The following is a 19,615-nucleotide window of genomic DNA, read 5'->3' as shown; positions in this document are numbered from 1 at the left end:
ACGCAAGCCCCCACAAGCCAGCCCCAACACTTATTTAAACTCCCGCTCATGAAACCACAAGTTAAAGGCCCATTTCTCGCCCGCAGTCACGGGCATGCCGGCATGTAAGCTTTTCGGGTGCACATCGGTCGAGCCGCGCACAATATTTTCAAACAGCACCAGTCGACCTGGTTTAGGTTGAATCGCTAAATCGAGTTTCGGAAAATAGGTCGAGCCACCGCCTTCTGGGGTATTAATGTAACCAAGCACCGTTACCATGCGCTGACCACCACGCGCGGTGCAGCGTTTACCGCGCTCGGTGTTCATGTCGTAAGCGTCAAAATGGGCACGATACTCTTCGTCTTGGCCGTAGTGAATCACTTGAAAGCTCTCGGCGTTTTCGAGTGGCAAACCGACTTCGTTGGCGATACGAGTGCCCAAATAGGTCACGATCATGTCATGGGTATGACCAACCCAGGCAAGTTGATTGGTACGCGCCTTGCTCAAAACACCCTCGGTGTCGGAGCTGACTTTTGCGCGCGCCATCTGCTTTTGTGCAGACTTAATTAAATGCTGGCCCTCAGACTCGGTGAAGAAGTCGTCCATAATATAGATGGTAGGGTCGTTACATAAAACGTGCGTGGTTGGGTTGTCCATTTACATCCTCTCGATAATGCTATCCGTACTTTCGTCGAACGAGGCTTCGCGTTCACCGTCGACCACGGCCAACACTTCTTTTGCGACTTTCTTGCCGAGCTCAACTCCGGGTTGGTCGAACGAATTGATGTCCCAGATCACGCCCTGGCAAAACACTTTGTGCTCGTAGGCGGCGATCAGTGCGCCGAAGCTTTGCGGTGTAAGCTCGTCAACATACAGCAAGTTCGACGGGTGCTTGCCTGGGTAATTATCGCCATTGCCAAACCACATCAGACGGCGATGGGCCAAGCAGTTGGCTACCGATAGCCGTTGTTGGCTCGCCAAACCTTCTTGCACCGCGGCGTCAAAGCCCGGCGCTTGGCGATGCAATACGGCAACGAAGTCTGCCGTGAAATTGTCGTAGCCTTGGTGTAGGTGCTGGAAAAAGGCATGCTGGCCATTCGGCCCAAAACCACCCCAGATAATCGGCCCTGTTGGGTAATCAATCTGTTCGCCGGCACGGTTTTGCTGTTTGCCGTTCGATTCCATATCAAGCTGTTGCAGATAGCTTGGCAGGTAACGCAAACGTCCGTCGTAAGGCAGTATGGCGAGGTTGTTATAGCCGCGTTCTTCGCGGTTATAAACGCCGATGAGCGCCAGCAGCATGGGAATATTTTCAAGCAGTGGCGCTGAGCCAAAGTGTTCATCCATGTCGCGCGCGCCATCAAGCATCTTGGCGAACTGATTCGCTCCTACGCTTAATGCAATCGGCAGGCCAATGGCCGACCACAATGAATAACGACCGCCTACCGAGTCGGCAAAGCTAAGCTGTTGACTGGCGGGAATACCGAAGTCAGTCATGGCGCGGTTATTGCTCGACACGCCAATAACGTGCTTATCGAGCCATTGCTCAGGCGCTAACGACGGAGCGACCCAACGCTTAACCGTTTCGACGTTGGCGAGGGTGTCGATGGTGCCGAAACTTTTTGAGGCAATCACAAATAAGGTGGTTTCAGGGTTCACGATCGGCAACACCGCATACAGCTGGCCGCCGTCCATGGAGCTAACGAAATGTACGTTCAGTTGGTGCTCAACGTTGTCGTCGGCGAATTCATGTAAGGCGAAGCTGCCCATCATAGGGCCGAGATCAGAACCTCCTACGCCTATGTTCACCACATCGGTGATAGGTTTGCCCGTTGCCCCTAACCATTTGCCACTGCGTAGCAAGCGCACGATTTCCGAGAAGCGGTTACGCCCTCCCCCGGCGGCCACCACCGAATGGCGGCTGCGATTTAATACGTGGGTAACTTTACGGCCTTCGCTTGGATTGTCGTATTCACCGTCGAGTAACCGCTGACGTTGCTGGTCAAAGTTTGCCGGCAATCGACGTGCCGCATAAGCCTCGAGGTCTGCGGCACTTAGACCTTGAAATGCCGTGTCTAGGTTTAAATACTTCGTTGATACCTGCATTATTCATCCATTTATGTGCAAGATTGGGCCTACAAGCCACTCAGCGCCGCAAGGGCAACACCTACCTGGTACATGATCTGAGTTGCGGTGGTCCATACTTCGATATTATTCATGTATTGCGTGTCCATGGGCACTACGATCGTATCGCCAGGCTCTATTTCATCGTAAGCCCCCGATGCGAACCACGAGCGGCGCTCAGGTACCGTCACTAAGCCATTGGCTTTAACGATGTAGATGCGCTCTTCGTCGGCCTTTTGCCGCAAGCCGCCGGCGCGATTAATATAGTCCTCTAACGACACGCCCGGCTTGAATTGGTAAGAACTCGCCAGTTGCACTTCGCCGATAATCGACACGGTATTTTGCACTGTGGGCACATACAGGCGATCACCGTCTTTCAGTTGCAGCGTCGCCGGACCGTTGTTCATCACGCTCTCAAGGTCAATCACCAAGCGGCCCACGGCCTCAATGTTGGTTAAGTCGCTGAGCAGCTGATTCATTTCTGAGTAAGCGACTTGCGCACCACTGTCGGTGATCACATTCGAGGCAATTTCTCGACGTAGTTGCTGCGCCAGTTCTTCAAGGCGCTTACGCTCGGCTTCGCGCAAGTCGGCGCGGGTAAAAATAGCACCGTCAACAAAGGCATATTCAGTAAGGCCACCGGCGCGCTCTAAGAGTCCGTGCAAGCTTTCGCCACGACGAATGGTGTAGGTGCCTGGGAAGCGAACTTCGCCTTCAAGCCGCACTTGCAAGGTGTTTTGCCACTGTGGAATCGACAAAATTTGAATGCGGTCGCGGCCTTGCAGCGGTATTTCCACTTCATTGTTGAGCACTTGCGCGAGGTTAAAAGGTCGGTATTCCGCTGAGGCTTCACCGCCATGCAGCACAGTGCGAGTGATCTCGGCGCGCTTCAAATAGGCTGATTCTTTGAGCCCACCGGCTGCTGCCAGCGCTTGCTGTGCATCGGCGCCCTCCACCAACGGATAGATACCCGGGTAGCGCACTTCGCCATCAACATAAATCAATGGCAAGGTTCCCGTTGAGCTGTATTGGTTGCGCAGCTGGTACAAAATAGGCTGCAACAAGTTATGGCGCGAGAATTTTGCGTAGTAATCAGCGGTACGGTTATCCTCTTCATCACCAATGGCAAACAACGAGTCCAGTTGTTGATCGATTTCTTCCGAGCGGTCTGGCGTGGTGCGCTCTAACAGCTGGTCGAAACCAAAGTCGTCGGTAATCAGTTTTTGCAGGTACTGTTTGCGATACACCTCAAGCACCCGCTCACGTTCTTCACGCGCTCGCTCGGTTTCTGATTTCAGCCACGCACTGAGTTGGTTTTCTTCGGCTTTGGCCGACTCGTAACGGCTAAACAGCACCACTTGGTCGCGTGGTTGCAGTGCCAAGTTCTGGCCGGTGTCACCGCTAATGGCGGCGGCCACATCGAATTGCAACACCCGGATCGTGCGGCGGTCGGTACTGCGACGCACCACAATGCCGTAACTTAAATCGGTAATAGGTAGCAGCGCGCCTTCAACGGACGGCAGTAGGTCGCGCACGCTTAAGTCGTCACGCCATTCATAAGCGCCTGGACGCACCGCTGCGCCCACCAACATGACGCTGTCGACAGTGTCTTTTGCCACCGACAACACTTTTACCGCATCGCCACCTTGTAACGGGCGGGTCACATCGGTTCGGGTTAAGTCGATGGTTTGCACGCGGCGTGAGCCGTCGCTAATACGTTGCAGCTGTACCGACTTGCGGTACGCCGTAGGCAGCAAGCCACCGGCAAAGCTTAAGGCATCGGCGAGGGTTTCCCCTGGCAGCATTTCATAAATCGCTGGGCGTAACACTTCACCGGCAATACTGACCATGTCGCCACGGGTTGGAATAAACACCACATCGCCCGCTTGCAGGCGGTAGTCGTTCGAAGCGTCGCCTTCGGTTAAAAGTTTATAAAGGTCGAAGGTCACGACGGTTTCGCCGTTGCGTTTAAGTTGTACCTTACGCAACGAGGCAATATCGCTAACACCGCCGGAAACAAAGAGCGCTTGGCTGATGGTGGTCAACGAGCTTACCGTGTAGGCGCCGGGCTTATAAGCTTCACCGACCACGAAAATTTGCATACTGCGTAATTCGCCCATAGAAACCGCAGCTTCCATACCGATCATACGCTCGCGCACAGCGCTTTTTATGAGTTCCTTAGCTTCGTCGTAGCGCAAGCCTGCCACTGATAGCGGCCCAAGGTTATCGATAACGATTTTCCCTTCGTTGTCGATGGCAGCATCAATACTGCGCGTTTCTTTGCCGTATAGTTGAATTCGTAAGGTGTCGCCCACCCCAAGTAAGTAATTCGACGGTACCGGCGCATTGGCCATCGGTGCAAAGGTACTAGGTTCGCCTTGAAACAGGCTGTAGCCAAAGGCTTGCAGTTCGTTATCGTCGGCCGCCAAACGCTCGGCGAGTTCGCCTGGGCTCAGTTCGTTCAGTGGTCGCGAGTCGTTGGTCTCACGTGCGTCAGGGTTGGTTGGCCGCTCACCAGTGGTCTCGGTACCGGTTTTCGCTGAGCTGGTCGAACCGTTCATCATCGCTTCAATGTCACTTAAACTGACACCAAATTGCCGCGCAATGGCTTCTTGCTGGGCGCGAGGAAGTTTTTGGATCTGTTGGATTTGTTGTGGAGTCAGACTCGATAAGTCTTGTGCTTGCGCGCTCGGTACCGTTACCAGCGCAGCAAATACTGTGCACGCCAGCCCGGCTGCCGCTAGCGTTTGTTGCAACCATGCTTTCACGCCATCTTCCCCTATTATTGTTTTATTATGATGATTCTATATCGCGTTTTTGACGCACCCAAGAAACAATGGTCCAAATATTCTTAAGCATCAATAGGTAGAGTACAAAAATTGCTACGAAAATGCTAAGAACAATTACTTCTGGCACATTAAACCATTCGAGGGTGAGCCCTAAAACCAACTTAAACGAGGCAATGCCGCTAATCAGGGCAAGGGTTTGGCGCGGTGAGAACCCCGCACGCATGAAGATGTGATGTAAATGTTCGCGGTCGGGTTTAAATGGCGACTGCCCTTTCATAATTCGGCGCGTCATAATGGCGAACATGTCCATAAGGGGCACCGCAATCAGCCACAGCACGGCGACCGGGCGCACGGGTACAATATCAGGCGAAACTTCGAACCAGCTTTCTAGAAGCTGTTCTGGGTGGGTTAGCATAACCAGCATCCACACCGCAGTGAAGCCGACCAGCATTGAGCCCGAGTCGCCCATGAATATTTTCCGCACGGGGCGAAAATGCACCCCAACATTGCGAATTAAATAAGGTATCAAGGCGCCGAATAATATCGTCGCTACCAATAACGGTAACTGTTGTTGGTGCATCAGCGCCAGCATGCTTACACCGGCAAAAGCGACCATGGCTAAGGCACCCAGCAAACCATCTATGCCGTCGATCATGTTGTACGCATTCATTGCCGCGACAATGCACAGCAGCGTGAATGGCATCGACATGGCACCCAGTTCAATCACGCCGGTGCCGAATAAGTTGCCGAGTTGAGTTATTTGCACATCGGCACCAAATACCACCACGGCAGCGGCGAGCATTTGAGCAATGAAACGTACGCCGGCATCGATGTCATATCGGTCGTCTAACGCGCCGATCAACACCATAAAGCTAGCAGCAACAAGGAATAAGCGAATATTTACGTCAAGGGGAAGAATGGCCATCATCATGATCACCATGGTTCCGTAGACCGCAAGGCCACCAACCAAAGGTACCGGCCCGACGTGTTGCTTACGGTCACACGGGTGATCTACCAGCGCTGTTTTCCACGCCATAGGAATAAGAAGGTTACATAATACGCTCGACACAGCGGTTGCAGCGATTAGTACCATCCAAATATTCATCGAATCGGTTGTCCCTGTTGTTCGTTAGTCGTTGTTAAAAATATCGCGGGTATAGATCTTTTCAGCGACATCGCCGAGCTCGTCGGCCATACGATTACTTATTATTATATCCGATATTTCTTTAAATTCTTGTAAATTTTCAATAACGCGGCAGCCATAAAAGGATTTCTCTGCCAATGTTGGCTCAAAAACCACTAATTCAATGCCGCGTTCCTGCAAGCGCTTCATAATGCCCTGAACCGCTGACGAGCGGAAGTTATCAGAGCCTGCTTTCATTACTAAACGATAAATACCAACTCGCTTTGGATTTCGTTCAGCTATTGCATTTGCAATAAAGTCTTTGCGTGTACGATTGGCGTCAACAATGGCACCGATCATCACCTGGGGCACATTGTCGTAATTCGCCAACAACTGCCGGGTGTCTTTCGGCAGACAGTATCCGCCATAACCAAAGCTCGGATTGTTATAGTGATTACCAATACGCGGGTCTAAACACACCCCATCAATAATTTGTCGCGAGTCGAGCTCGTGGTGCGCTGCATAGGTATCGAGCTCATTAAAGAACGCCACTCGCATCGCCAAATAGGTATTAGCAAACAACTTTATGGCTTCCGCCTCAGTCGGTGCAGTATATTGCACTGGTACATCGGCTTTCAGTGCGCCTTGTTGTAAAAGTTGTGCAAAGACTTCTGCGCGCGCAGATTGCTCACCAACGATGATCCGTGACGGGTATAAGTTGTCTTGCAAAGCTTTGCCTTCACGTAAAAACTCTGGCGCAAAAAACAACCGATCAGTGCCAAGCTGCTGACGCATTTTCTCCACATACCCAACTGGGATGGTTGAGCGAATCACAATGTGACACTCATTATTGTATTGCAGCACTTGTTGTAAAACGCTGTCCACCGAGCTGGTATTGAAGTAGTTGGTTTCCGGATCGTAGTCGGTGGGCGTGCAAACCAGTACCCAGTCTGCATTGGCAAAGGCTTGTGCGGCATCGGTGGTGGCGCTCAACCGCAGTTGCTTATGCTGTAAATAGTGTTCAATATCGGCATCTTTGATCGGGCTTTGCTTAGCCTGTAGCAGTGCCACTTTCTCGGCAACAATATCCACCGCAGTCACGTTATTGTGCTGGGCAAGCAACACAGCATTTGAGAGGCCAACATAGCCGGTGCCAACAACGACGATTTCCATGGTTCTTCCTTTCCCAATCGAACTCTACTTATGTGCGAAGCAGTGTAAACTAAGCGCTGCAGTGCTGCCACCCTTTAGCTGGTTGGCGTTGCAGTTTTTTGCCACCCGTGTAAGATCTTAAAACCTTTCCCTTATAGAACTCTGACACACGCATGTCACAAGAAGCGAGTAAACAAGTATCGGTGGATATCGGCGGCGTGTCGATCATGCCATTTACAAGCATGAATGAAGCGCTTGATAAGGTGATTTCTGACCAGCATGTCACTCCGGGCTTTGGCGTCTCGGTAAATAGCGAAATTGTGATGCTTGCGCGCCACGATCCCACATTATTGGCGCATATAAATCAAGCGCAACTGCGCTTCGCTGATGGCATTGGTGTGGTAAAAACACTCTCGAGTAAGGGCTACCCAAATACCCGCATTCCAGGGTGTGAATTCTGGGAGGCGTTAATGTTTCGCGCGGGCAAGGCTAAGGTGCCAGTAATGCTGATTGGCGCGAAGCCCGAAGTCAATAAACAAGCGGTGACTAAGCTCAAACAGCAAGGAGTCAACGTGGTTTGTGGCATCGACGGCTATGTCTCGGATGAACGTATTCTTCATGATGCTCTGGCTGCGCACCGGCCCAAAATCGTTTCAGTAGCGATGGGAGCGCCCAAACAAGAGCAGTTGATCGTGCGTTTACGAAAACTTTATCCAGATGCTTTTTATTTAGGCGTGGGTGGCACTTATGATGTTTATACTGGACATGTTAAACGCGCACCTAAATTATTTTGTGACTTACACTTGGAATGGTTTTATCGACTATGCGCACAACCAACTCGCATTGGCAGACAGTGGGCTTTAGCGAAGTATTTGGCCTTACATTTCACTCGACGACTTTAGGCGCTCGTGTATGTTAATTTCTGTTTATATGCCAACCCATAATCGCGGCCCCCTTTTGTGCCGGGCGATTGATTCTGTTTTAGCTCAGACACATGACGATCTCGAGTTGCTTATTGTTGATGATGGCTCTAGCGACGGAACTTGGGATGTTTTGCAGAACTACATGGCAAAAGATGACCGCGTTCGAGCTTTTCGCAATGAAACGCCCAAGGGAGCTTGCGCTGCCCGTAATCGTGCGATAAAGGCGGCACGAGGTAAATTCGTGACCGGCTTAGATGATGACGACACGTTTTTACCTGAGCGTTTGGCGCTGCTATTAAAGCACTACGATAGTCAATATGCGTTTATTTGCTCGGGGTATTTTTGGGTCACGCAGAAGCGCAGCAAACCCACCATGTGTGTCGATAAAGTGATTACGCTTGATAGCCAGCTTGATGCCAACCATGCAACCAATCAAGTATTTGTCGAGCGTTCGCGAATGCTCGACATTGGCGGCTTTGATGAAGAGCTTGTTGCCTTACAAGACTATGACTGCTTCACACGGCTAATAAAAGCGTATGGCCCTGCGTTTCGGCTTGGACAACCATTACAAAACATTTTCGTAGAACATGGCGGGCCGCGTATATCGTCACAACGGAAAAGTCGCCTTGGCTTCGCCCGCTTCATGCAAAAACATGGAGCCGACATGCAACGCCGACAAAGAATTAATCATTCTTTTTGGCTTAAAATGCGACTACAGGAACCTTTTTCACTAGCTGAGTTGTTATTATCGCTCACAACAGGTCATCTTAAAATGAAACTTGGTCATCTTTATCGATACGGGTTAAAACTAAAATCGTCATGAGAAAAAAATTTCTAGTGGTATTTGGCACGCGCCCTGAAGCTATTAAAATGGCCCCACTGGTGAAAGCGCTGCAGAAGGTTCCGCAGTGGGAAACACGGGTTTGCGTTACCGCCCAGCACCGAGAAATGCTCGACCAAGTGTTGCGGTTGTTCGAGATAACCCCTGATTACGATCTTAATCTCATGCAACCAAAGCAATCACTTCATACGCTGGCGGCGCGAGTGTTAACAGAAATCGAACCTGTGCTAAAAGACTTTGCTCCAGACTTAGTTTTCGTGCATGGCGACACACTCACAACGCTAACCACTGGTTTAGCGGCGTATTTTCAGCAGATTCCATTGGCTCATATTGAAGCTGGTCTGCGTACTGGTAACATCTATTCCCCTTGGCCCGAAGAAGGGAACCGTAAGCTGGTAGGTGGTATTACACGTTGGCATTTCTCACCCACACCGTCTGCCGCGCAAAACTTAGTGAGTGAGGGTGTCGCTAATGCCCACATTTTTGTGACCGGTAATACGGTGATAGATGCACTTTTGCATGTACGCGACGAGCTAACAAACAATAACGAATTAAGAACTGAACTCCAGGATAGGTTTGCAAGTGTCTTAGGCCCACCAGAAACGCCGTTACTCTTGGTAACTGGACATCGCCGTGAGAGCTTTGGAGAAGGTTTTGAGCGCATTTGTATGGCTCTGCGAGAGTTGGCGCAGCAAAATCCGACAATCAAAGTTGTGTATCCTGTTCACTTAAACCCCAATGTACAAGAGCCCGTAAATCGGCTGCTTTCAGATATTCCAAATGTGCATCTCATTCCACCTCAAGACTACTTACCCTTTGTTTATTTGATGACGCGAGCAAAGATTATTTTGACTGATAGCGGTGGCATTCAGGAAGAAGCCCCCGCACTTGGTAAGCCTGTATTAGTGATGCGAAGTACCACTGAGCGCCCTGAAGCCGTTGCTGCTGGCACTGTAAAGTTAGTCGGTACCGACGTCGATGCCATTGTGAACGAAGCTCAGCTTTTGCTCGATAACGCAAGCCACTATCACACGATGAGCCAAGCTCATAACCCTTACGGTGATGGTACCGCATGTGCTCAAGTTGTGACCCTTCTGCAACGTGAGTTGCAGCAATGATTTACCTTGTCGCCACCGCAATTAAGCATGGTAAGGGCGGTATCAGTACCGCTTTGAGTGGCGTTGTCGAGGTGCTGAAAAAAGAACATCACGACGTTCAGTTGGTTGAATCTCATCAGGGAAATAAATCAAAGTGGCGTAGTTTTCGACACGCCCACAAGCTTTTATTAAGTGCCCGTAACGGTGATGTGGTGTGGCTCCATGGAGCGCGTTGGTTATCGTTATTGCGGAAGTCTTTACTTGCATTGGGGCCTAAGCGCCGGGGCGCAACAGTAGTACTGCACCTACACGGCATTGAGGCCATACATTATTTACAACACCCTTTGGGCCGATGGCTAATGCAACGAGTGGTCAACCGATGCGATGGCCTGGTTGTGCTTACTCCTTGGTGGAAACGTGAACTGGGTCAGTACTTAACGTTTCCTGAAGCACGAATACACATCATGCCCAATACGCTCGATCAGGGGCTTATGGAGCTTGCAAAACGCCCCAGAACTCGGTCTTCAATAGCACTTAACGAGTCCGTTCAAATGCTGTGTATGACGCGGCTAGAAGAAGGAAAGAATGTCGCAGCGGCCATCGCTACACTTCAGTTTTTGCCGAGATCTTATCAATTAACGATTGCGGGAGATGGTGCGGAATTTGAGCGACTTAAGTTACTAACACAACAGCTTAATCTTAGTGACCGTGTCGCATTTCTTGGCTGGGTTCCGTACTCAGAGAAAAACGATGTATTACGCCAAATGGATGTGTTCTTGCTTCCATCAGAGTTGGATTCCTTTGGCATGGGCTTTTTAGAGGCGATGGCTGCAGGCCTTCCGGTTATTGCGGTCGCGTATGGCCCGATTAATGACGTTGTGCCAAAATGCGCTGGTGAGCTGGTTGCGAGCCCAACCCCTCAGTTACTGGCAAGCGCGGTTACAAACGTTGTCTGCGAACACTCTGAGCGCTCAGACTACGCTAAGCGCTACGTGCTAAAGCATTATCGTGCTGACACAGTTGTGCAGGCGTTTATCGAGTTCGTTCAGCAGCTCGATTCAACGCCAGAGTAATCCTTTTTTAGCTTGGCAGTTGTGCAAAAACCTCATCCCACATTTCAGTCACAGCCTTGCGCTGCCATTGACCCTTTTCACTAATTGTATCTTTTTGACTTTGATAAAACGCGACATCGGTAATTAAACGCTTGAGCACCATTAACGCTTCCTCATGCCCCTTTCCAATATCAATGAGCTGCTCTTCGCAGCCATAATCGGATAACAGCTCATGATATTTATGACTCCACCCCGTGGCTAAAACCGGTACAGCCTGTGACAAGGCACTTACTAAACCATGGAAGCGTGAACTTATCACACAGCGTGACTGCCCAATAATCCATTTAATTTGTAAGGCATGACCTGGGTCTAACACCGCAATTGGCTGTTCGAGTTTTGCTTGAATTTGCGCAGTTAGACGACGGTCTGCAGCGGCTTCATGAATCAAAATAAAAGGTTTAGCGCCGGCTTTTTGCGCTAGCCGTATTGCGCTAACCATAAACTCAATATAGCGGTCACCGTCTTGACGCTTTTCAAGCATTTTCGAATTGGGTATAAAGCAGGTTTGGTGTTGTTCATCGTCAAAGTCAGCAGCCACTTCACCCTTAATTAAATTGGTAAAGTCTGGGCACCTTCTAAGGTTATTTTGACTTTTATTTAGTTTTCGGCAGAACTCGAAAGACTGATCGTCACGCGCGAACACTAAATTGGCATGTTCTAAGACAGGTGCGAAAGCTTTGGCTGATGCGCTCTGCAAAAATGGCCCTAGTGCTTGTGGCAAAACAATCACAGGTACACCGCGGCGCCTAAACTGCGCGATAGTGCTTCCTAAACGGTCCCATGCAATCAGAGAGCTCCATTGATCTCCGAATGCAAAGCCAGATGCATCAAGCACTAAATCAAGCTCACTTTCATTCAAGATTCCGAACATATAGCGAAAGCGACGCGGTAACCAGCTTACCGGACTAAGCAAGTTAATGCGCTTGCGAATGTACCTACTTTTTTGCCATAAGCCAAAGGCAGCACGGCGGTCGTAGGGCCCTGTCGGCTCGACAACAAAGCGTGCTTTAATGCCGCGCTCAGCAAACTGCGCAATAATGGCATGTAGCATAAGCTCCGCACCTTTATTGGCGAAACTAATTCCTTTTATTTCTACATTCAGCACCTAAAGCTCCCAATTCCAATCGATAAATAACTATTGCATACATCACTGCCAGCAAACCACTTGGCTGCCCGCTCACGAACGCATGCCCAGCCAGAAGGCCGTGCCCGACATAAAGCACACTGGCAATAAAAAACCCTAAATGCTCGACGCTTGGCCGTTTGAACCACAATGCCAAGGTCATTACCATAAATAACAAATGACTGAGCACAACATATACCGCAAAGGGTACGCCATAACCACCACGTAGATCGTACCATTCTTGCTCAATCGCTTTATAGGTTTCAATACCCGTTGTATTATTATGCGTTACATAATAGTCGCGGCCGCTTCCGGTGTAGAACGAGTAGCCTCCCCCGGTTAACTCTGCTTTGTTGGGGTAGTGCTCTAACTGGCCTTCTGCTGCCTCAATCAGTCGCTCTCGCGGATTCGCACCTTTCAATAGTGCTTGGACTTGTGAGAGTTGATAGCTTAATGAGTCCTGATTCGCTTGAATCCAATTGGCACTTGCAAGAGCCACCACCACGACAAGTGGCAAAACCACCCATCGCATACGTCGAAACAGAAGGCTAAAGCCGAAAACTAACATGACAGCCCCAGCCCATCCGGCTTTCGTTCCAAGCAAAAGAAGCCCTGAACAACAAAGAATAATCTGTGCGAGTCGCCACCAGCTGAACTGTTGATGTAATACGACGAACATTGCTGTCAGGCTGATCAAGGCTGCAAGGCCGATATCGTTTCCACCGACATAGAACGATTTAATACCAAAAACGCCCTCTTCATAACTCGGGATACCAAGCCCGGTAACAAATGAGAACAACATAAATGCACCGAAGACCCAGCCATAATAAGCGACGCCCTTAATAAGAAGCTGATCATGCTGACCAAATCGTTCCATGGCTGCCAAAATTAACATCACGACGGTAAACGGATACAGCCACCGCGTAAGCTGAGTAAATTCGATAATAAACTGAGTGTCACCAACGGGATAACTAGTGATAACTAGAATAAATGCCCATAGCAGAATCAAGACTTGTATCAGCCAGCTTAAAATTCCAGTTCGCGTATAAACAATAATTAGACCGAGCAAAAGTATTGCTGTCCGGTAGAGCAAGCTGATCCTTATCGCTTCCATTCCAAGAAAGCTGAACACACCATACAAAGTATCAAGCCAAATGAGCGGGTAAACCAGCATAATTAACGCCAGTTTCCCTATCCGTTCGTTACTAAGCGTTAACGTCACTGGTCTACTCCAGCCTTACCTGAGGTCGCTAAAAACTCACCTCTTAATAAGCGAAAGTGTAGCAAGCTCACACCAAGTGCCATCCAGAAAAACATACAGGCTAGCAGTACGTGAACTCGTTGAGGAAATATCGGATTCGGGCTTGCAGTAACCTTAGTTACCAATTGAATAAAGGAAAAGTCTTTAGCGTTAATCAAAGCGGCACGCGTTTTTAATACCTCACGCTGCTGATAGAGCGATTCTCGATAAGATGTATCTCTGACACGTTCCAATAAAAGCGCATTACGCTCTAATTGCGTCGTAATTTCATGTCTACGCTCTTGTTGCAGGGTTTGCTCAATGAAATCCATAATCTGGCCGAGCTGTAATTCCGCTTTACCGGCGCTCGTAGTCGACCAGTGCAACGCATGAAAACGGTCATTTTGGTAACGAAAGTAGTGCAGATGCCGGCGAACACGATAGTAATCATCTTCATTAGGAGACGTGAAAAGCCGCTGCGTCACCAGACGGGCGAATGACTCACTATGAAGCCATCGCGCAATACGTAATTCAGGTTCAATCGTCAGCGGTGAAGCTGTATCCGCAGAATTGTCTGACAGAACTATATCGTCACTGCGTCGCAGTAATCCTAAATTAAAGAGTTCAGGATTTACGACAAAAATAACCTGTGCTTGGAACCATTTTTGATGCTGCTTAAAATAACTAAAACTCAGCACGAACCCAAGCAATACATAAAGCGCCGCCAGCCACCAGTACTTCTTCAGCCAACGAAAATAGGCTGTCAACGAATGACTATGGGGTGCTGCGAACATAGCTGCGCAATAACGTCACGACAATCATTATGAAGCCACCCAGTAACGCGCCCACCAGTAACCAAGTCATCGCATGAAGGCCTTTGGGTTGATGCGGTGCAACCGCTGGGTCTATAGTCTCAAACACGTAGTCGTCGTTAACTTCTACTAACATGGCGCGGTTGTATTGCTCTTGTAACAGGCGATACAAGGACTCACGTACATCAGCTTGCTGTATTTCATCGGCCTTGTTAGTCAAGTAAGAAATTTGCTGCTCTACACGCGCCCTTTCGCGTTCGCGCATGTGAATATTGATATCTTTCACTAATAGTCGTAACCACGATGCTGCAGCTTCTGCATCGGCATCGCTCATTCGAAGGGTAACAATTCCTTTCGCGCGATCATACTCTATGACGAATCGTTCACGAAACTCGTTATAGCCTCTCCACACCTGCTGAAGTTCTTCGGCTGAGGCTTCGTCGCCAAGTAAAAGCGGCATCAGCCCATGGCGCTCAATAAACGCGTGAAGGAAGTCTCGCGATTTAAGAACCTCAACGGCCATCTGCGTGTCGTTAATTTTTCCGCTGCTTAAATTGAACCCTGCAAGGCCTGCAAGACCCGCTATTCCTCCCGCCATATCAGCTAGACCACCACCGCGCTCCTCACTCGGTGCTAACACAGTCTCAGCCTCAAATTGTTCGACACTGAACCACTTTATTGCAGCCAAACTCAAAGCCAATACCAATGGCAGACCAAGCCACCACCAACGTAAATCACGGATGCTCCGACGGAAAGTTGCGCTAGAGAATATTACCAGCGAGGGCTTGCTAGACATGGTCATGATCGATAAACCGTCCTAAAATGTTGCTAGATTTCTTGGCTGAGTATGGAATGCCACCATCTGGATCTGCATAACCGAATGCCAGTAACATGACAGGTCGTTGATGAGCCGTCAAATTTAGCTCTTGTGCCAATAGTCGCTCACGAAATTCAATATCCGGCCAGTTGATAGGACAGGTTGCGATCTGCATGGTTTCAAAAGCTAACATTAATTGCATAGCCGCTAACGAGCCATCAATATAGATACAGTGCCGGTCGCGTTCCATTGGATACGCTTTAAGATCTCCTACTACAACAATGAGATTGGTAATTTGCTCCGCGAAACCGACCGTTCCACCAGCCATATTTGCAATTTTAGCCGCACGTTTAGGGTCTTGAACCACGTAGAATTCGTAGGGTTGTCGATTACACGCAGATGGCGCTAAGGTTGCCATCTCAAATGCTTTATGAATAACCTCAGTCGGCACTTTTTCTGGTTGATACCACCGCACTGAACGCCGCTTCTGGAACAGCAGTTGAAGCTGCTCGGCACTGACCGTACTCTCAGGAAGCTCACGATATGGATAAGGAACAGAGTTGGTGCGCGTCATGGCAACATCAAGCGATGCGTGCAGGTCTAGCCAAGTTGCTCGCGCTTTGGCGATCTTAGGCGTGTCTTTGACGACCGAAAAATACTCATCAAGGACATCATGTGCCCACTGCAACTCGCTAGGGTCAATGCTCTTTGCATTTGCAGCATCACGAAAGCAATTCACTGTTTCAGCGATATAGTCGGCGGCGAAGCTTGCTCGTCGCGGCTTCATGATCAGACCTTTTTCAAGTCGATGGGTATTCCGACGAAGCAATGCGCAGGTTGCTTCGATAGCTTTTAATGAACGCCAGTAGGCGATTCGGCCGCGCAGCACAGACTGCTGCTCACGGCCAAACTCACGACTAAAAAGAAGATAGTACAAAGCCGATGTCAAACGGCTACTGGCAAAAATACGAATAAAGTGTTTATCAAAGTCAGCGCCTCGCTCGCGTAGCCAATGTACAAATGTTATCGGAATCACTTTTTTGGCGATCGTTCGTAGGCTCATTAGTCGTTTCTTCTATTTAGTATTTCGTGCTCGCAGAGCGATTGGTCGCGTATTTAGCTAACGCAAAACTACGTGCGGCTAAGTTTATCAAATTAGTGTCATAGTTATGAAACAATTAACTAGTTTTTTCCTAACTTTAAAGCTTCTCGTAGCTTTCGCACTGCTCGCCAATACCGATACCCAAAGGTAAACGGTAAAATTAACGAGTACGACATGATGCGGGCCAATGGTCGTGTTTGAGCACTCAACCAAAACGCAAAATAAGCGGCTCCAGCATACGAAATTAACGTAGCGACTGCGGCACCCTCGCCTTGATAACTAGGAATCAAAATTAGATTCATGCTGACATTAAGCGCAGCGCCTACGCCATGACTTACTAAGCTAAACACTAACAAGCGTTCGGCGATCAACCATTTGCTCGCCAGTGCGCGCATAAATACAAACAGGCTCGCCCAAACGTGAATCATTAAGATAGTACTGGCGCCCCGATAGGCCTCTCCGAAGAGCCAAAGCACAACTGGATCAGCAAGTAAGGTGACTGCGGTGGCAACCAGCAAGGCACAAACAAATAATCCGTCACACAGCTGCTGCAGCCGCTGCTGATATACATTGAAGTTAGTTTTCTTTAACTTTATTAGTCCGGCGAAAAACGAGGTCGCAATGGCGGTGGCGAAGAAATACCACACTTCTGAAAGCTTTACGGCTACGGCATAAATGCCTACCTCACTTTTATCAACCATGGTACCTAGCATTACCTGGTCGATTTTCAGGTAGAGTACCGCGGCAACGCCAGACAAAATCAACCAAAATGCCTGCTTTAACAGGTCCCAACCATAGCGCCAATGAATCGCGCGCCAAGCAAAACCGTTCGACCTTTTCTGATAAAGAAAAATATAGCCGAGGCCCCAGGCCAAATACTCTAGCGCAAACACTGCGGCGATGGGAACTAATGAGGGGTTTACAAAGACGACCACCAGCTTGGCTATGCCGGCAGTTAAAATAACCGCGGCCCGCATTTTCACAATATAGTGAGCGCTAACTTGCGCTTGAAAATAGAATTCGACCACTTGAAACGACTGCAGAATCGCAGCGCTGCCAATCACCACAAGGCTGATACGCTCGTCGGTAGGCATGGATGAGCTTACGAAGGCCCATGTTATTAGCGCTAAAATGCCGAGTAACGCGCCGATGCTGCGATACGCGGCGGCGGTGCTCATAATTTCTGTTTCTCGGGTTGGCGCTTCTACCAACTCTCGCATAATTAACGCGTTCATACCCAGCGCTGCCAGAGGGAGTACTAGCGCAACCAGTGCCAATACGTAATTTAGTTGACCGAATAGTTCTGGCCCAAGCGCTCGCGCAACCACCAAAGCAACGACTAGGTTCACTGCCATGCCGACAACCTTTTCACTTATCAGCCAGCTGGAATTTTTAAGTGCGGCGCGGATCATGGTGGTTAAGTGTCCTTACTGTATAAAATGACTCGTCAAATAAAAAACGCTCCCGAAGGAGCGTTTTATCATAACGATTTTCGATGTTAATACTAGTCAGAGCTAGCTATTAATCGATGATGTCGTTGCCACGATAAACGTCATGGTCTGTACGTACTGAGTCGTTTTGGACCCAACCACGGTCAGAACCATTCACGTTATACGCTGAGTAGATCGACACGTTAGTTGGATAGTCAGCAACGTTGATAGTCAACGAGAATTTGCCGCTAGTCGCCAATGCGCCATCATTAAACAGCATTTCACGGATTTCACCAGCGATAGCTGTAACACCTGGATTCGCTAGTGCGGTCAGGGTGTATGGACCATACATAGTACCGTCTTCCGCCATTGCATCTACCCAGATAATACGATCAACATCGTTATTGTCTGGTACAGGGCCGTCAGTATCGTTTGGTCCACCAATCGTCGCATCATCGAAACCTGGGTCACGTGACTCATTGGTAACGTAGATGATCTGACTAATTGCGGTTAGCTCACCAGAGGCTGACTGAGCGCTGTAAGGCATATAAGGAATAGACGTTACAGAACCGTTGACTGTCCACTCACCTGCATCCACGGGACCAAGCTCGGTTTCACCTTCATACGGCGATGACAATAAGACACCGTCTTCAGGGAAGTCGACATCGTCAGTCATACCACCGTCAGTGTACTGAGCTGTGGTGTGTTCCCAGTTCACCACTGCAGAAAGTGAGAATTCACCGTCTTGCTTAGGATTCTGGAATGAGTTCGCTGTCGCAGCTAAGTCGAACACCAGTTCATTTAAAACATCTGCATCATCACAACGGAAGTTCAAGGTACTTGCATTGTGGCTGATGTAAGCGCAGTTGTTCAGGTTACCGCCATCGAAGAAGGCTTCAACACCGCCTGGGTTCACACTGTCGATCCAGCCGAACATGTTGTCACCAGAAAGAGTGAAAACAATTTTCTCAGCAGGATCTTGGTCTACTTGCACCACGAAGTCCCATGCGCCAGCGTTGTCGTCTGCTGGGGTACCGTTGTCTGGGTTATTAGTTGTGCGTACCCAGAACTCGCCGTCGTCTTCGTTGTAGTTGTTACCGTGCGAACCACCGTTCGTACGGAACAAGCGACGGTATTCCCATACGTCCAACTCACCGCTGTACTCTTTTTCTACTTCAAGTACGAACTGTGGACCCATTTTGAACAACTGGGTGTTATCAGTCATCGGCGGAGTCACAGTGTCGAACGGCCATGGGTTAGTGTTCGTTGGCCATGGTTGGTCGTCTAAGCGTGAGAAGGTGTCGAACATAACGCCGTCAAGTGATACAACAGTTGGTGCGTCAAAGTTGAAGCGACCGAAGTCTAACTCAATACCATACGTGGTGTCGTTAGAGTTGGTGTTTTGGTCACCGAACAGGTTCGTTACACGATAGATAAGTACGGTGTTATTGCCGCTATCTGTGGTTTGTGCCACGAAATCAACCGTAATACCTTTGTTCACGTCGACAGAGTCGCTGTCATCGTTGTAACTACCCGGACGCACAGGAACCACACCGTTACCGGCATAGTTGCCTTCGTCGAACTGCTCACCAAAACCAACAGTTAGCTGATTTGGGTGGCCGTCGATGTAGGCGCCGTCTTCAAAACGCAAATAAATGTAATCGCCTTCTTTGTACTCATCATTCAGAGTAACGATCACATTTTTTGACAGGATAGACTCCATGGTAGTCATGAATTCATCTGTCGCGTAGGTAGTGTCTGTGAGAGTGACGTCTGCAGCCATCGCTCCCGTGCTAGCGCCGGCAATTGCCAAAGCCACTAGCGAACGTTTAAACATGTTTGTCATGATGTTCTCCAATTTCATGAAATAAGAGCTTCCAGCTATTGTTCAAGCCTTAACTCCTGTTGTTATCAAGTTGACCACCTATGGTGATCGCGTCGATTTTCTTTT

General features: G+C 49.2%; 16 protein-coding genes. 4 read left to right on the top strand and 12 right to left on the bottom strand.

Annotated features, from left to right (window positions below; genetic code table 11):
- Positions 1-30 precede the first annotated feature (30 nt).
- The 5 genes from PSI9734_RS07965 to PSI9734_RS07945 are packed head-to-tail and all read right to left on the bottom strand — an operon-like array spanning position 31 to position 7,188.
- Positions 31-636 (bottom strand): 2OG-Fe(II) oxygenase, encoded by a 606-nt coding sequence (locus tag PSI9734_RS07965; protein ID WP_173920581.1) that lies wholly within the window; start codon positions 634-636, stop codon positions 31-33.
- Positions 637-2,085, bottom strand: a complete 1,449-nt coding sequence (gene pgi, locus PSI9734_RS07960) for a glucose-6-phosphate isomerase (RefSeq protein WP_173920580.1) — start codon at positions 2,083-2,085, stop codon at positions 637-639.
- Between the two features lie 29 nt (positions 2,086-2,114).
- Positions 2,115-4,871: an SLBB domain-containing protein gene (locus tag PSI9734_RS07955; RefSeq protein WP_246194825.1), complete on the bottom strand. Its 2,757-nt coding sequence runs from the start codon at positions 4,869-4,871 to the stop codon at positions 2,115-2,117.
- Between the two features lie 25 nt (positions 4,872-4,896).
- The gene (wecA, locus tag PSI9734_RS07950) at positions 4,897-5,997 is read right to left on the bottom strand and encodes a UDP-N-acetylglucosamine--undecaprenyl-phosphate N-acetylglucosaminephosphotransferase (protein WP_173920579.1); all 1,101 of its coding nucleotides are present in this window, start codon (positions 5,995-5,997) and stop codon (positions 4,897-4,899) included.
- Between the two features lie 24 nt (positions 5,998-6,021).
- Entirely contained in the window at positions 6,022-7,188 is a 1,167-nt protein-coding gene (locus PSI9734_RS07945) for a nucleotide sugar dehydrogenase (protein WP_173920578.1), read from the bottom strand.
- A 152-nt stretch (positions 7,189-7,340) separates the two neighbouring features.
- On the opposite strand from PSI9734_RS07945, the gene PSI9734_RS07940 reads away from it, so the two are divergent.
- The 4 genes from PSI9734_RS07940 to PSI9734_RS07925 are packed head-to-tail and all read left to right on the top strand — an operon-like array spanning position 7,341 to position 11,101.
- A complete protein-coding gene (locus PSI9734_RS07940; RefSeq protein ID WP_173920577.1) occupies positions 7,341-8,069 on the top strand; it encodes a WecB/TagA/CpsF family glycosyltransferase in 729 nt (242 codons plus the stop codon).
- 10 nt (positions 8,070-8,079) lie between these two features.
- Positions 8,080-8,913 carry a glycosyltransferase gene (locus PSI9734_RS07935; protein ID WP_173920576.1) on the top strand — a complete coding sequence of 278 codons (834 nt, stop codon included), beginning with the start codon at positions 8,080-8,082 and terminating at the stop codon, positions 8,911-8,913.
- A complete protein-coding gene (gene wecB / locus PSI9734_RS07930) occupies positions 8,910-10,049 on the top strand; it encodes a non-hydrolyzing UDP-N-acetylglucosamine 2-epimerase (protein ID WP_173920575.1) in 1,140 nt (379 codons plus the stop codon). Before PSI9734_RS07935 ends, wecB begins: the two co-directional genes overlap by 4 nt.
- A complete protein-coding gene (locus PSI9734_RS07925; RefSeq protein ID WP_173920574.1) occupies positions 10,046-11,101 on the top strand; it encodes a glycosyltransferase family 4 protein in 1,056 nt (351 codons plus the stop codon). Before wecB ends, PSI9734_RS07925 begins: the two co-directional genes overlap by 4 nt.
- 7 nt (positions 11,102-11,108) lie before the next feature.
- Here the strand turns inward: PSI9734_RS07925 and PSI9734_RS07920 are convergent, their stop codons facing one another.
- The 7 genes from PSI9734_RS07920 to PSI9734_RS07890 all read right to left on the bottom strand — a co-directional run bounded on the left by PSI9734_RS07920 (position 11,109) and on the right by PSI9734_RS07890 (position 19,510).
- Positions 11,109-12,245: a polysaccharide pyruvyl transferase family protein gene (locus PSI9734_RS07920; RefSeq protein ID WP_281351458.1), complete on the bottom strand. Its 1,137-nt coding sequence runs from the start codon at positions 12,243-12,245 to the stop codon at positions 11,109-11,111.
- Positions 12,217-13,485, bottom strand: a complete 1,269-nt coding sequence (locus PSI9734_RS07915) for an O-antigen ligase family protein (protein WP_173920572.1) — start codon at positions 13,483-13,485, stop codon at positions 12,217-12,219. Before PSI9734_RS07915 ends, PSI9734_RS07920 begins: the two co-directional genes overlap by 29 nt.
- Positions 13,482-14,297: a hypothetical protein gene (locus PSI9734_RS07910; protein WP_173920571.1), complete on the bottom strand. Its 816-nt coding sequence runs from the start codon at positions 14,295-14,297 to the stop codon at positions 13,482-13,484. Before PSI9734_RS07910 ends, PSI9734_RS07915 begins: the two co-directional genes overlap by 4 nt.
- A complete protein-coding gene (locus PSI9734_RS07905) occupies positions 14,278-15,117 on the bottom strand; it encodes a GumC domain-containing protein (protein WP_173920570.1) in 840 nt (279 codons plus the stop codon). Before PSI9734_RS07905 ends, PSI9734_RS07910 begins: the two co-directional genes overlap by 20 nt.
- Positions 15,104-16,195: a nitroreductase family protein gene (locus PSI9734_RS07900; protein ID WP_173920569.1), complete on the bottom strand. Its 1,092-nt coding sequence runs from the start codon at positions 16,193-16,195 to the stop codon at positions 15,104-15,106. Before PSI9734_RS07900 ends, PSI9734_RS07905 begins: the two co-directional genes overlap by 14 nt.
- Before the next feature lie 119 nt (positions 16,196-16,314).
- Positions 16,315-17,646 carry a flippase gene (locus tag PSI9734_RS07895; RefSeq protein WP_281351457.1) on the bottom strand — a complete coding sequence of 444 codons (1,332 nt, stop codon included), beginning with the start codon at positions 17,644-17,646 and terminating at the stop codon, positions 16,315-16,317.
- A gap of 109 nt (positions 17,647-17,755) precedes the next feature.
- Complete coding sequence (locus PSI9734_RS07890; RefSeq protein ID WP_173920567.1) at positions 17,756-19,510, bottom strand: hypothetical protein; 1,755 nt, start codon at positions 19,508-19,510, stop codon at positions 17,756-17,758.
- Between the last annotated feature and the right edge of the window lie 105 nt (positions 19,511-19,615).

This window comes from Pseudidiomarina piscicola (genome assembly GCF_902806985.1).
In the GTDB taxonomy this organism is placed as follows: domain Bacteria; phylum Pseudomonadota; class Gammaproteobacteria; order Enterobacterales; family Alteromonadaceae; genus Pseudidiomarina; species Pseudidiomarina piscicola.
This window is presented reverse-complemented; position numbering and strand designations above follow the sequence as displayed.